The organism is Hydrogenophaga sp., assembly GCF_031426985.1.
Taxonomy (GTDB): Bacteria; Pseudomonadota; Gammaproteobacteria; order Burkholderiales; family Burkholderiaceae_C; genus Hydrogenophaga.
In genome coordinates, this window is sequence record NZ_JASJOY010000033.1 from 40,789 (window position 1) to 53,904 (window position 13,116).

14 protein-coding genes are annotated in these 13,116 nt (G+C 62.3%); all 14 read left to right on the forward strand.

Features of this window, described 5'->3' with window-relative positions; genetic code table 11:
* Positions 1-245: 245 nt before the first annotated feature.
* The 14 genes from RMP09_RS04355 to RMP09_RS04420 all read left to right on the forward strand — a co-directional run bounded on the left by RMP09_RS04355 (position 246) and on the right by RMP09_RS04420 (position 13,061).
* A complete protein-coding gene (locus tag RMP09_RS04355; RefSeq protein WP_310564777.1) occupies positions 246-998 on the forward strand; it encodes an undecaprenyl diphosphate synthase family protein in 753 nt (250 codons plus the stop codon).
* 10 nt (positions 999-1,008) lie between these two features.
* Entirely contained in the window at positions 1,009-2,025 is a 1,017-nt protein-coding gene (locus tag RMP09_RS04360; protein ID WP_310564778.1) for a glycosyltransferase, read from the forward strand.
* Complete coding sequence (locus tag RMP09_RS04365; protein ID WP_310564779.1) at positions 2,022-2,945, forward strand: hypothetical protein; 924 nt, start codon at positions 2,022-2,024, stop codon at positions 2,943-2,945. Before RMP09_RS04360 ends, RMP09_RS04365 begins: the two co-directional genes overlap by 4 nt.
* Before the next feature lie 12 nt (positions 2,946-2,957).
* Complete coding sequence (locus RMP09_RS04370; RefSeq protein ID WP_310564780.1) at positions 2,958-3,461, forward strand: integration host factor subunit alpha; 504 nt, start codon at positions 2,958-2,960, stop codon at positions 3,459-3,461.
* Positions 3,462-3,603: 142 nt separating this feature from the next.
* On the forward strand, positions 3,604-4,614 hold the full coding sequence (locus RMP09_RS04375; RefSeq protein ID WP_310564781.1) for an NAD-dependent epimerase/dehydratase family protein: 1,011 nt from the start codon (positions 3,604-3,606) through the stop codon (positions 4,612-4,614).
* A 127-nt stretch (positions 4,615-4,741) separates the two neighbouring features.
* Positions 4,742-5,764 (forward strand): NAD-dependent epimerase/dehydratase family protein, encoded by a 1,023-nt coding sequence (locus RMP09_RS04380; protein ID WP_310564782.1) that lies wholly within the window; start codon positions 4,742-4,744, stop codon positions 5,762-5,764.
* Positions 5,765-5,819: 55 nt separating this feature from the next.
* Positions 5,820-6,413, forward strand: a complete 594-nt coding sequence (locus RMP09_RS04385) for a TIGR00645 family protein (protein WP_310564783.1) — start codon at positions 5,820-5,822, stop codon at positions 6,411-6,413.
* A gap of 160 nt (positions 6,414-6,573) precedes the next feature.
* Positions 6,574-8,487, forward strand: coding sequence for a polysaccharide biosynthesis tyrosine autokinase (locus RMP09_RS04390; RefSeq protein ID WP_310564784.1), 1,914 nt, complete (start codon positions 6,574-6,576; stop codon positions 8,485-8,487).
* 168 nt (positions 8,488-8,655) lie between these two features.
* The gene (locus RMP09_RS04395; RefSeq protein WP_310564785.1) at positions 8,656-9,486 is read left to right on the forward strand and encodes a tetratricopeptide repeat protein; all 831 of its coding nucleotides are present in this window, start codon (positions 8,656-8,658) and stop codon (positions 9,484-9,486) included.
* 200 nt (positions 9,487-9,686) lie between these two features.
* The gene (locus RMP09_RS04400; RefSeq protein ID WP_310564786.1) at positions 9,687-10,046 is read left to right on the forward strand and encodes a hypothetical protein; all 360 of its coding nucleotides are present in this window, start codon (positions 9,687-9,689) and stop codon (positions 10,044-10,046) included.
* A gap of 15 nt (positions 10,047-10,061) precedes the next feature.
* Positions 10,062-10,298 carry a hypothetical protein gene (locus tag RMP09_RS04405; protein ID WP_310564787.1) on the forward strand — a complete coding sequence of 79 codons (237 nt, stop codon included), beginning with the start codon at positions 10,062-10,064 and terminating at the stop codon, positions 10,296-10,298.
* Between the two features lie 497 nt (positions 10,299-10,795).
* The gene (locus tag RMP09_RS04410) at positions 10,796-11,395 is read left to right on the forward strand and encodes a transcriptional activator RfaH (RefSeq protein WP_310564788.1); all 600 of its coding nucleotides are present in this window, start codon (positions 10,796-10,798) and stop codon (positions 11,393-11,395) included.
* 161 nt (positions 11,396-11,556) lie between these two features.
* The gene (locus RMP09_RS04415; protein WP_310564789.1) at positions 11,557-12,627 is read left to right on the forward strand and encodes a polysaccharide biosynthesis/export family protein; all 1,071 of its coding nucleotides are present in this window, start codon (positions 11,557-11,559) and stop codon (positions 12,625-12,627) included.
* A complete protein-coding gene (locus tag RMP09_RS04420) occupies positions 12,624-13,061 on the forward strand; it encodes a low molecular weight protein-tyrosine-phosphatase (RefSeq protein ID WP_310564790.1) in 438 nt (145 codons plus the stop codon). The genes RMP09_RS04415 and RMP09_RS04420 overlap by 4 nt, the downstream gene beginning before the upstream one ends.
* Positions 13,062-13,116 lie beyond the last annotated feature (55 nt).

Here is a 13,116-nt window from a genome sequence, read left to right on the forward strand (position 1 = left end):
ACCACAAGAGCGCGGTGGTCCCCACCGGCGGAACGGCCGCGCCCTCCTCTTTCCCACTTGCCCGCGCAACCCGTCTTGGACTGCCGCGAACGGTGGGTGGTGCCTTCTCCTGGCAGGGTTTTCCAGAACACTGCTTTTCTGACACAATATTTTCTCGTATGATTTCATCATAAATTATGATGTTTTCATTTTTATGATCCTTAAAACGCTTGCTGCCCATCGGTGATGTCCCATCGCCCGCTGCCATGACCTTTGACCTTTACCCAGCCACGGTACCGATGCGTCCCTGCACCTTGAAACCGCAGCCCCGCACCTTGGTCATGCCTGAGCATGTGGCGTTTGTGGTGTCCGGCGTGAAGGCGTGGCAACACCGTCACCACGTCGATGAGAGCGTTGCGCTGGCGTCTGCGATGCGTGTCCTGATGGACCTGGTCGAACAGTGCATCGACCAGAAGGTGCCGATGGCGACGCTGTACCTTTTCAGCGAGGACCTGCACGACACCCGGCCATCGGCTTCGGGCTGTCTGTTGTCGATCTTCTTGCGCTTCCTGAGCAAAGCCTCCGGTCTTTTGCAGATCCGGAACGTGCGTCTGCGGTTCTTCGGGGAGCGAGCCGCGCTCGCCACCCCACTGAGCGAGTGGATCGCTTCGGCCGAGAGCCGCAGTTCGCGCAACGACGGCATGCAGCTGAATCTCGTGCTGGACGGGCAGTCGGTCATGCGCGAACGACCGTCCCGGGCCGAGCATCTGCTGCTCGGCTCCGACCACAAAAGAGCCACCGCAGCCTCAAGGCCGCGCGTGGATCAACCCAATCTCGTGGTGCGAACCGGCGGGCGCCTGCCGTTTCACTGCGCGATGGTCTGGGACACGTCGGAGTCCGCCTTGTTTTTCACCGACACCCTTTGGCCGGACTTCGGTGTGCCCGAGTTCGACGCCGCACTGCGATGGTTCAGGTCGGAGGGGCGTGAGTCGGGCATTCTGGCGAAAGCCATTCACTGACGGGGCGGAGATGAAGGGACTACAACGCGACCTGTTCCTCAGCCCGAGATTCATGCTGCTGAACGGTCAGACGCTCCCTTCATGGCCTGCGCGCGCCCCTGAAGAAGTCCCTGCACTGGGGGCATTCACCGGCGAAGCCATCTGCCCCATTGCCCCCCAACCCAGCACCCCATCGGGGGAGGTTCCTTCTGCGCTTACCCGCTCAGGCGCCGCGCAGCAAGATCTGACGCGCCTCACCCCGGGCGTGCGTGAGTTGAAGTTCAGTATCGTCACAGCTTGTCAGAACAATGTTCGGTCCATCGGCGCGTGCCTGGCCTCCGTCGATGCCCAATGCCAGCAGTCGCTTGAGCATGTGGTGGTCGATCTCGACAGCAGCGACGGGAGTCTGCAGCGCATCTTGCGCAATCGCCACCGTCTCACCATCGTGTTTGGCCGCCACAGCGACAGCCTTTTCGATGCCTGGAACCGCGGCATATGCCACACCACAGGCGATGTGGTGGGCTTTCTGAACGCCACGGACGTTTACCCCCATCCACAGCTGCTGTCTGGCGTGGCGCGCGCCTTCTCGGATCCGGGAGTGTCCGCCGTGTTTGGCAACGTTCATGTGATTCAGAAGACGCCCCAGAGTGGCGTACTGAACACCCGCCAAACGGGTGACCTCAGTGCGCAGCAGCTGCGCATGGGCTGGGCCCCCCCACTGGAGACCATGTTCGTGCGGCGTGCGTGGCTGGATCAGATCCAGCGGCTCTCACCTCAGCTGTCGCTGGCCGCCGACTTCGATGCGGTCCGGCGCTTGTTTGCGTTGCCAGGTTTTCGCGCGGTCTATCTGGACACTCCTGTGGTCAGCAAGCGCCCCGCACCGTCGCCGTGGCGCGAACCCAGGCGCCACTTGCTGCACGCCATGGAACGGCTCGCTTGCCTGCGCCGTCTGGACCTCGCGACCGGCGACGCGGCGGCGCCGCGATCAATAGGAAGACTGTTCTACATGTTGCGCCACATGCCCCCAGTGGCCAGGCTGGACCCATGATGGTGGCGGACAAGCGGAGCGTCGAGGTGTTGCTTTCCGCCGGCTGGCAGCCCGGCGGTGTGCAGGCACCGTTGCGGGTGGCCGTGGTCGGGGCAAGCCCTGCGGGCCTGTCGAGTGCGGTGATGCTGGCGCAGAAACACCACGTGGTGTTGCAGGATGCGAGCAGCCTGCTGGTGCACATGATCAACGCAGGGCTTTCGCCATACAAAGATCCGGAGCTGCAGCACTGGCTGGAATACCAGCCGCTGAACCTGCGGGCGACGCTGTATCCCTGGGATGCGATACAAGGCGCGCAGATCGTTCTGGTGGGTCTGCCGACCGACTACATCGACTGGGCCCACACCGTCGACACCGCCACCCTGGACCACACCCTGGAACAGGTGTTGACAATCAGTCCGCAGGCCTTGGTGGTGATCGAGTCCACGGTTCCCGTCGGATACACGCGCACACGGATGGCCGCGCTGCAATCCTCGAACCTGATGGTGTGCCCTGCCGCCCTGCGGCCCGGCAAGATCATGCGGGATCGACTGCGCCCGAAACTGATGGTGGTGGGAGAGCGCTCATCCCGAGCGCGGTGGTTGGCACAGCTGCTTTCAGACCCCGCACAACACGCCCCCCATCGCGTTCTGTACTGCGGCAGTGCAGAAGCCGAAGCCCTGGAACTGCTTCGTCAACGGTTCCTGATCACTCGCTCGGTTCCCACCCACGAAGAACTGGCGCGTTACGCGAAGAAGCAGCTGCTCGATCTCGATGAACTGAGCCAGGGGTTGCAGCAGTTCAGGGACCTGGAACCTGTGCAACCGGCGCCCAGGCCAGCCGCAGTGCCTTCTCCTTCTGTCAGCAACGCCGCGCACCAGGTGCGTACGGTCGCATCGGGGCCCCAATCCATGATCTTCCCGGCCCATGTGGCCATGGCCTGAACAGGAGTACAGGTGAGCACGACGAACGATCAGTTGCTGGAGAGCGTCACCACCTGCCTGGAGAACATCAAGGTTCGCACAGTGACCAAAGCGGAGTTGCGAAAGCTGTTGTGCAGGGGACTGGGAATCGGCCCGGAAGTGGCCAGCGACGTGGTCAACACCTTCTTCGAACTGATCACCCAGTCGCTCAACGCCGGCGACGACGTCAAGCTGGCTGGGTTTGGCAAGTTCATGGTCAGGACCAAAGCCGCCCGCCCTGGGCGCAACGTTCGAACCGGGGAGTCCGTACAGATCGACAGTCGGCGCAGCGTGACGTTCATGGCGGGGCCCAAACAAAAGATGGCGATGGCCCCCCAGCCGAAAGTCCGCATCAAACGCAAAAAACGGCTTCCACGTTACGCACAGCCAGTGCACTACTGCGACGAAGTCGCCCTGGTGAACGTGCCCCCTCCCAATCCGGGACCGTTAAGGGCAAACATGCAGCAGCACATGGCGCTCATAGAATCATTTTTATGATTGTGTGTCACAATAATCATTGTTTATGATTTTTGTTGGTATACAACCATAAAATGGTTGCCGCAACTCTCCTGGAGAGGATGTGTGTTCAGCGCGAACGCTGAGCGCCCGCCCCAGGGCCTTGACCACGAGGCATGCCGCCATGATGATTAAGTACGCCGATCAAATCTACATCGCCCACCATCAAAGCACCCTTGGCGCTGCCATCGTGCGGCAACTGCTCAGCCAGGGCTACTCTCAGCGTCAGCTCGTGACCCGGGACGATCTGGATCTGTGTGACCAGGCACAAGTGCTCGCGTTTTTCGCGCAAGAACGCCCCGATCAGGTTTATTTCCCGAGCGGGGCACTGCACCGAGAGGCCCTGTCGCCCGAAGCCATCGCCACTGACATGGCCAGTGCGGTCAACGTCATGCAAGCCGCATACGAGACCAACGTGGACCGGTTGCTGTTCATCACTGGCGCGTTCGTCTATCCGCAACGGGCGCTTCTGCCCATCGCCGAGGAAGAACTGTTCAATGGCCTGCCCAGCGCCGAATGGCGGGGACAGGCGGTTGCGCAATGGGCCGCCATGGAACTGTGCGAGAGCTACAGCCATCCCTCTCGCCGCAGACCCGCCGACTTCCGTTGCGCCGTGGCCTGTCAGCACTACGGTCCCGTCAACCTCCTCACACACGACACCACGCTCGTCACGGACTTGATCCACAGGATCCAGCAGGCCCGACAGTCCGACCAGCTGTTTGTCACGATCTCAGGCGACCCAAACGAGCGGCACGAGTTGCTGCATGTGGACGACATGGCGGATGCCTGCCTGCATGTTTTGCAGTTGCCCAGGAACGATTTCATGGGGTCAACGGCGCCGATGGGCCGGCACATCAACATCGGCAGCGGAGAGGAGATCAGCCTCTCGGACCTGACCTACGAGCTCGCCGGGGACATGGGTTACACAGGATGCATCAACTTTGAACCCTCGCCAGCCGCGCAACCGCAACGGCGCCTGCTGGACAGTTGGCGGCTCCATTCGCTGGGCTGGTCGGCGTTGCGGGAACTCCAGGATGGCTTGAAACAGCTGAACAACAGCCCCCTCGCCATCCAGACCTGCCAGCCGGAGCAATGGCGGTCCTTGCTGACCAGCAGCACTGCACACATCGATTGAGCGTTGCACCGGCAGGGGACTGCGCGGCTGTTGGGCCCTGCGCAGCAGGTTCGGCACGGCTTCTCAAGCGCCCTCGCCGACGTCCACGCCATCTGCGCCATAGGTTCCGCATCACGCAGCAATGCACATGAACATCCTGATTGCTGGCGGCTGCGACTACCTGGGCAGCCACATCTACGTGGCCTTGCGCAATGCTGGCTATCACCCGGTGCTGCTGGGTGAGTTCACCGCCACCTGTTTCGAATCGCTCAAAGGGTTGAAAAAATTGTTGGGGTGCGAGCCTCGATTTGAGGCTGGCCACCTGCAAAACCGCACATGGCTGAGACAGCAGATCAAACGGTTTCAACCGTTCTGCACCATTTACATCGAGGCAAACAGGTCCTCACCGAGCCGCCCGCTCTCTTTCGGGTCCACAACGGACGAAGGCATTGAAAACCTGCTGTCTCTGATGCAGGCCCTGGATGAAAACAGTTGTCGAAAAATTCAATTTGCGAGCTCCAGCACAGCCTATCCCAAAGGCGGCAAGAATGCGCATCGGGAAAATGTGCTGTTATCGCCCATGCTGGCGATCGACCATTTGCCCGTGCTGCAAGAGGAACTTATTCGGAGCGTTTGCTCATTGCGACGCGATTGGTCTGCCGCCATTTTGCGGCACTTTCACGTCATGGGGGCACACCCCAGTGGCTGCATTGGCGAGCCTCGGGGCGCAGGCCCGCACAGCCTGATGTCGAGGCTGATTCACGCTGCGAGCACGGAAGGCGCCATATTTGAAATGGATTGTCATCGCAACTGCACACCCGACGGCTCGGCGGTGAGGGACTTCGTGCATGTGCAAGACGTCGCAGAGGCACATGTCAAAGCTCTGGACACCCTGCTGGAATATCAGGACAACTTCACGGTGAATATCGGCACGGGCCGCGCGTGCAGCGTGCACGAATTGTTGTGCGCACTGGAAAACACCAGTGGGCGTCGCATTCCCTGGAAGTATTCACCCGCGCCCCAGATTGAACCGGCCTATTGCGTGGCCGACACCCGGCTGAGCACCGAACTCCTGTCATGGCGGGCACAGCTGTCGACAGAGATCATTTGTGCCGACGCCTGGCATTGGCATTCACGCCACCCCCCTGACTCGCTCAGAACCCACGCCTGAAACACCCTGCCCCAGCCCGTCCAAGACAACCCATCCCATTTCTCCGACACCTTTTATGCAGACTTCAAATACCCACACCAAGGTGCCGACGACATTGTCCCAACTGATATTTGCCAGCCGCTGGCTTCAGCTGCCCCTGTATCTGGGTCTGATTGCCGCGCAGACCATTTACGTGTTTCATTTCTGGGTGGAACTGGTGCATCTGATCGAAGCGGCTTTTGGGAATCAGAAGGCACTGGCCGCACTCGTCACAAGTATTGGCTACAAAGGGTCTCTGGATATCGGAGCACTCAATGAAACCATCATCATGCTGGTGGTGCTGGCCCTGATCGATGTGGTGATGATTTCCAACCTGCTCATCATGGTCATTGTGGGGGGATACGAGACCTTTGTCAGTCGGATGCGGCTGGAAGACCATCCTGACCAGCCCGAATGGCTCAGCCATGTCAACGCGTCCGTGCTCAAGGTCAAACTGGGCACCGCCATCATTGGCATCAGCTCGATTCATTTGCTCAAGACGTTCATCAACGCCGCGAATTACACCGAGCAAGTCCTCATGTGGCAGACCATCATCCATGTCGTCTTCCTGCTCAGCGCCATGGCCATTGCATTGACGGATCGCCTCATGTCCGCCCCCGCAGACCACTGAATTCAATCGCTGTTTCTGACATCGGCGCCCCGCATCGCGAGGCGCATTCAAGTGGTGCACGGACCGCAGCGGTCGCCAACGGCGGCTGGTGTGCTGCACGGATCTGCCCCCTTCTGTCCCCATCAAAACCGCTCCCAGCGTCTCTCCCTCTTCTCGCTCAATGGAAAAAAATCCGGAAGAACGCCAGTTCTCGCCCCCCCCCGTTGCGTTCAGGTCGCACGCCGTGTGGCGAACGCTGCTGGAGCGCAAGGTCACCGTTCTGGGTGTCACGGGGTTTTTCGCCGCCGTGACGGGCCTGTACGTCGTGCAAGCCACGCCTCAATACCAGTCGGTTGCGGTGTTGCAACTCGAAAGCCCGGGGCATCTTCCCGGCCAGCAAGAGGCGGTTCGCCCGGCGACACCGACCAACACCGCGGCCAAACGACACCGTGATGCGCAGCTGACACTGCTCAAGAGCCGCCATCTGGCCGAACTCGTGGTCGACGAACTGGGGCTGGAGCGAAGCCCCCTTGCCCATACCGCCGAAGCCACGACCGAAACCCCGCCAGTCGCGCTCGCCCCCCAGGCTTCTGATCCCGATGACCCACCCCTGCGTCTGCAACTGACACGAGAATGGCCCCAGCAAGCGGCACAACGCGGTCACAGCAGCGACGGTGTGCTGCACCTCCCGGATGACGATGTCCTCATCGCCCGCGAGACGGCCATTCGTTCGCTGAGAACGGCACTCAGCATCGTCCCGGCCCCCGAGTCCCGCCTGGTAGAGGTTCGTGTGCTCAACCCCGACCCAGCACAGGCCGCGCGCATTGCCAACGCCATTGCCAAAAACTTCATCAAAGTGAAGCGCATGCAAGAGGACCGGGCAAAAAGGCGCCTGCCACCCGAAGTCCACCCGGTCCGTCCACCCGGCGAGCCCTCCCGCGAGGACAGCCTGAACACAGATGTGCCGGACCGGTCTGTCGAAAACCGCTCAGATTTCCCACAGGATTGGGTTCATTCCCGTCTGGAGGCCGAGATGCAAGCCCTCGTGGCCGAATCGCTCCAGTGGTATTCCCCCGAGCTGCAAGATGCAGCACAAGCAGCAGACTCGCACCCGCACGAGGCCATTGAACCCGAGGAGGCACTGAACGGCGAACACCACAAGGAACTGCTGCGCGCATTTGCCAGCGCCCAGACGGAGAACGCCCAGGCGCCAGACACCCGGGCCAGTCACGCCACCATCGTGGTGGACGCCACGCCCGCACGGACACCCGACACACCGAGGCCGCTCACCCTCTTGGGGCTGGCGCTCGTGCTGGGGCTGATCACGGGCGCCCTCACGGCGCTACGTCAGACAACCAACGCTGGCTCCGCTCAATGCGGCGATGGGTCCCAGGTGACACAGGACTTCACGATGCTGGGCTCGATTCCCGCAACCCCGATGCCGGCGTGGGCCAGCGGAATGGCCGTGGGACAGTTGGCGCACACCGAGCCACACGGCGCACTGGCTGAAGCCTACAGACGCATCGCACTCGCCTTGCAGTCCCGCCAGCCGGCAGACAGCCCCCACCCGTGGCTGGTCACCAGCCAGGGCAATGGCGAAGGCAAAACCACCACCGCCGTCGCTCTGGCGATCACGTGGGCACAGTTGGGTCAGAAGGTGCTGCTGATCGACGCCGACCTGCGCCACCCGGGTGTGCACCAGGCGCTGCGGCTGCCCAATGCCGAAGGCTTGTCGCTCCAGCTGACGAATCCGGTCAACGCACCACTGCCTCTGCAAGCCACCGATGTCGAGAACCTGAGCGTGCTCACTGCGGGCCCACTCCCTTCCAATCCCCTGAGCCTTCTCACGGGCACTGGCCTGAGCAGCCTGCTGGACACCGCGAGACGGCTCGGTTTCGAGCAGGTGGTGATCGATGGGCCCTCTCTGCAAGGCTTGGCCGACGCCCTGGTGATGGCGAACCTGGTCCAGCAGGTGGTACTGGTTGTCAAAGAGACAGCGGACCAGAGAGCACTGCTTCAGGCGCCGGTGGAGCACTTGCGTCACGCAGGGGCCACCTTGGTGCAGGTGGTCCAGACACAGGTTCGGCAAGCCTGACGCTGGAGGCCGAACGCACGCGTCTTGGGTCAGACGCGTCTGCAGGACAACGGTGGGGTAACACACCACCAAAAACACAAAAAAATCACGCCTATTTCATTGTGTTGATGATATTTTTAATGTGTTATGACATATTGAAATAGTATATCATTTTTAAAGTAACAAACCATGAATCATAAAGTACTGCTTGTTCTGTTGCTGATGTTCACCCAGGTCACCCAGAGCACGTGGGCCGCGACTTCTGAAGCCACATCGGCTGCGGCGGCCCACGCGCGCGGCGACTACCGAGCGGAGTTGAAGATAACGCGGCCTCTGGCGGCAAAAGGGATCGCCTGGGCTCAAGCGGCGCTTGGCAGCAGTTTTTCCAACGGCCATGGCGTCAAGCGGAACGACGCCGAAGCGGCGAAGTGGTATCGCCGGGCGGCCGAAAAAGGGGACGCGACCGCCCAATACCAGCTGGGCACCATGCTTGTGAACGGCAAGGGCGTGGACCGCGACTACGTGGAGGCTGTGCACTGGTATGAACAGGCTGCGCAGCAAGGCCATCAAGACGCCCAGCACGACCTGGGTCTCATGTACCGCACGGGATGGGGTGTTGATCAGGACTATGTGCAGGCAGTGAAGTGGTATCGCCTGGCTGCCACTCAAGGCAGCCCCAGTGCGCAGTTCGATCTCGGGATGATGTACAGCTCGGGCAAGGGCGTGCTGAAAGACCATGTGCAGGCGGCACAGTGGTACCAGCTTGCCGCAGCACAAGGGCATCTGAACGCACAGCAGGAACTGGGCACGATGTACGACCTTGGCAAGGGCGTGATGCAAGACTATGAGGTCGCACACATGTGGCTCAACCTCAGTGCCATCGACGGTGATCTACGCGCCACGAAACTGCGAGAGGACCTCGCGGCCCGCATGACCACCGTGCAGGTCGCGAACGCCCAAAAAATGGCGCGCGAATGCTTGGCACGCAAGTTCAAAAAATGCGGGGGGGCCGTGTGGTGAAAACGCAGGGGCGATCCCACCCCGTTCATGTCCGACGCTGCAATGCCAAGGTGATGAAGGGCGACATGCGGGTTTGAATGCACGCGCGGGGCGCCCACGACCAACGAAGCATGCTCCCCGCCTGAAGGTCCATGCAATAGGTGGAATGCCTGGCCATGCAAAACACCCGCCTGAAGCCGCCCGCAACACGATCACGGGTTGTGTTGGCGATTGCCCTGGGGGGCACCACCACGGCGCGGGCCGACTTGCTTTCAGACCCCGGCGGCGAATCGCCTGGTGGGTTGCGCGAGTTGACCGCGCTGCTCAGCGCCATCGCGGCCACCGTGGACACCCCGGACATTTCAGTCATTGCCGGCGCTGTCAACCTCTCGACCCTCAACGACTCCATCGACATCAGCGGCAGCAGCGTGCTCATCGCGGGTGCGGCCAACGAGGTCGCCTCCAGGGCCGATGCCATCGGCGACACGGCTTCGGACGCAACCGCCTTCGCGATCAACGGCAACAACTTCTCCACCACCGCCGTTGGTGTCATGAACAGCACCACTCTGGGCTCCCGCTGAAACACCCTGGACTCCATGGGCAAGACGGTTGAAGCCGTGTCTACGGTGACCGCCTCGCTGAATGTGGCCAGGTATTCGGGCGACGGTTCCGTCACCTTCACGCTGCCCGCCATCACGGCACAGACCGCGGCGAGCGACGTCCCTGTTCCCTTGGCGAGCTTGGACGCCTTCACCGTCCTGGCCACCGGCGACGCAACCGCCATCGACCTGGCGGGCCTGAGCGCGCAACTCAACGCCACCGGCAGGGCCTAGTTGCATGAGCTGAAAGGCATGAGCACTTTCAACATGGCACTGAACGCAGCCCCCATCGTGGGCGGCGTGGGGATTGCAGCCCCCTGGCCGACTAGGCCTGGTTCCTGAACCCGCAGACCGGCGTGATCGAGCTGTCCAGGCTCCAGATCGCCACCACGGCCCTGGGCGCCATGAATTCCAGCCTGTCGCACCTGGGCACGAACCTCACGGCTTTCGCCAAGTGATGCTCCGGCTCCGCCCGGCACTGGTGCCACGCTGGGTGGCTGATGAAGACCCATCGGCTCCGACGCGGGCCACCGGTCGCCGGCAAGTCCGCTTCGTCTGATCCTTCACCTGATGAACATCACAATAACGTCTATATTTTTAAATCATTTATGTGATGATTGATATCATAATGATTGTTATCATTTTGAAGGCAAGTCCGCAGTACAAATGCTGCTTACGGACTGCGGTAGCCATGGTGCTTCGCGTTTTCAGCCGCCTGCCCCTCCAGCACGATGAGCGCCGGCGTGACGCGGCCGTCGAACGAGCGCCATATTCGCCCCCCGGACGTCCTCTTGAATACCCAGAACTCCCCCGACAGCGCCCAGTCCACTTGGTACCTGGTTTACAGCAAACCCCGGCAAGAGTTCATCGCCGCCGAACAGCTGAACAGACAGGGTTATGTCACCTACCTGCCGGTGTGCGAGCACCGCACCAGAACAGGGCGAAAAGCCTCGCCCGAGCTACAGGGAGCTGCCGAACCCATGTTCCCTCGGTACGTGTTCGTGCAAACCGGACGGGCCCAGCAAAGCCTGAGCCCTGTCAGAAGCACCCGAGGCGTGTGCACGCTGGTGTCCTTCGGGTTCGGGCCTGTGACGGTGTCGCCCGACGTGATCGAGCACGTCCGCCATGTCGAAGCGCTGCGCGCCAGCGTTGACCAACTGAATCTCCCCCCCATGACGGTCGGCCAACAGGTGCGTCTGCGCCATGAGTCCTTGCAGGCCCTGCAAGGACTGGTCACGGCCGTGGCTGGCGAGCGCGTCACCTTGTTGCTGAACATCCTGGGCCGCGACAAGTGCCTGAAGGTGCACCACAGCGAACTCGAGCTTTGCTGACGACCGCCCGCCGCTTTTTGTTTCTGGTCGACAGGCACCGCCCCTGTCCATGCACGGCCTGCACCTGCACGGGCCTCACACCGATGAACCAATCCCCCCCCTTTTCCTTGGGCAAGCTCCCCCTTATCCGAGCTGGGTCCTGGGCCGCACTGGGCACCTTGATGCTGCTCACCGGATGCGCCCTGGCCCCAGGCGTTCCCGAACGGCTGGGCCTTGCAGGCACGCCCAACGCCGCCAGCGAAATTCCCGCCTCGTCCAGCGTGCGCCTGACGCCCATCACGCCCGCGCTGGTGCAGCAACTGCGCCAGCCCCAACGCGGGCTCAGCGCCGAGGTGCGTTCGCTGATCACCCCTGGGCCAGCTCCCACCTACCGCATCGGTGTCGGCGACGTGCTGGCCATTTCGATCTGGAACGAGGGCCTTTCCACGACAGACGCTGATACCGTCCCCGCGGCAGGCACCAGCAGCAGCACAGGCTACCCGGTTGGTCCGGACGGACGCATCCAGTTCCCCTACATCGGTTCATTGCCGGTGCAAGGCCTGACCGAAACGGAGATGCGCGAGCACCTGCTCGCGGCCCTGTCTCGCTACCTGCGCAAGCCAAACATCAGCGCGCGCATCCAGACCTTTCGCAGCGCGCGCATCTACCTCGACGGTGAAGTCCGCTCACCCGGTTTGCAGGTGCTGGACGACATCGCCATGACCCTGCCAGAAGCCATTGGCCGCGCCGGCGGCTTCACGGCCACCGCAGACCGCACGTCGATCGCACTCACCCGCGCGAGCACCACCACCCACCTGAACCTGGCCGACCTCGTCGACCAGGGCATCAACCCACTGCAGATCCGGCTGCAGGCGGGGGATCTCCTGCGCGTCATGCCACGCGAAGAATCCAAGGTCTATGTCCTGGGTGAAGTGCTCAAACCCAGCACGCTGCTGCTGCGCGAAGGCCGGCTGCGCCTGGGCGAAGCGCTGGGTGAGGCCGGGGGCATCAGCCCCATCTCGGCCAACCCCTCCCAAGTCTATGTGGTCCGCAGCAGCGAAGGCAGCATGCCCGAGGTTTTCCACCTCGATGCCAGTCAACCCATCTCGTTTGCCCTGGCCGACGGCTTCCCGCTCAGGGCCCGCGACATCGTCTACGTCGACCCCGCCCCCATCGTGCGATGGAACCGCGTCATCAGCCTGCTGCTGCCCAGCGCCGGTGGCATCAACACGGTCAGAGACCTGAGCCAGTGATCCAGCAGGTACTGGTCATCTGCACCGGCAACATTTGCCGCAGCCCGCTGGCTGCGGCCTTGCTGGCCCGTGAGATGCCCCACCTGCGCGTGCTTTCCGCCGGACTGGACGCCTTGGTCGGTCAGCCGGCCGATCCTCTGGCCATCCAAGTGGGTGCCGCGCATGGGCTGGACCTGTCAGGTCACCGTGCCCGCAACACCGGCGCTGTGAACTGCCACCAATCCCAACTGTTACTGGTGATGACCCGCGGCCAGAAAACCGAAACCGAACAGCGTTACCCCCTCACACGCGGCAAGGTTTACCTGCTGAGGCACCAAAGCCGCGCAGAAGTGGCCGACCCCTACCGCAAACCCCTTCACGTCTTCGAAGCCGCCTACGCCGACATCGAGCGCGGCGTCCAAGCCTGGTGTCACACCCTTCGCCAGCTCCGCTGACCCCGCCCCGTGCGCCTGCCGCCCGGTGCAGCCCAAGCCAGCCCCACCCATGAAC

Excerpts from the sequence above, each read along its gene's own strand:
- RMP09_RS04355 (WP_310564777.1), top strand. The coding sequence starts at position 246 with ATGACCTTTGACCTTTACCCAGCCACGGTACCGATGCGTCCCTGCACC.
- RMP09_RS04360 (WP_310564778.1), top strand. The coding sequence starts at position 1,009 with ATGAAGGGACTACAACGCGACCTGTTCCTCAGCCCGAGATTCATGCTG.
- RMP09_RS04365 (WP_310564779.1), top strand. The coding sequence starts at position 2,022 with ATGATGGTGGCGGACAAGCGGAGCGTCGAGGTGTTGCTTTCCGCCGGC.
- RMP09_RS04375 (WP_310564781.1), top strand. The coding sequence starts at position 3,604 with ATGATGATTAAGTACGCCGATCAAATCTACATCGCCCACCATCAAAGC.
- RMP09_RS04380 (WP_310564782.1), top strand. The coding sequence starts at position 4,742 with ATGAACATCCTGATTGCTGGCGGCTGCGACTACCTGGGCAGCCACATC.
- RMP09_RS04385 (WP_310564783.1), top strand. The coding sequence starts at position 5,820 with ATGCAGACTTCAAATACCCACACCAAGGTGCCGACGACATTGTCCCAA.
- RMP09_RS04390 (WP_310564784.1), top strand. The coding sequence starts at position 6,574 with ATGGAAAAAAATCCGGAAGAACGCCAGTTCTCGCCCCCCCCCGTTGCG.
- RMP09_RS04395 (WP_310564785.1), top strand. The coding sequence starts at position 8,656 with ATGAATCATAAAGTACTGCTTGTTCTGTTGCTGATGTTCACCCAGGTC.
- RMP09_RS04405 (WP_310564787.1), top strand. The coding sequence starts at position 10,062 with ATGGGCAAGACGGTTGAAGCCGTGTCTACGGTGACCGCCTCGCTGAAT.
- RMP09_RS04410 (WP_310564788.1), top strand. The coding sequence starts at position 10,796 with ATGAGCGCCGGCGTGACGCGGCCGTCGAACGAGCGCCATATTCGCCCC.
- RMP09_RS04415 (WP_310564789.1), top strand. The coding sequence starts at position 11,557 with ATGCTGCTCACCGGATGCGCCCTGGCCCCAGGCGTTCCCGAACGGCTG.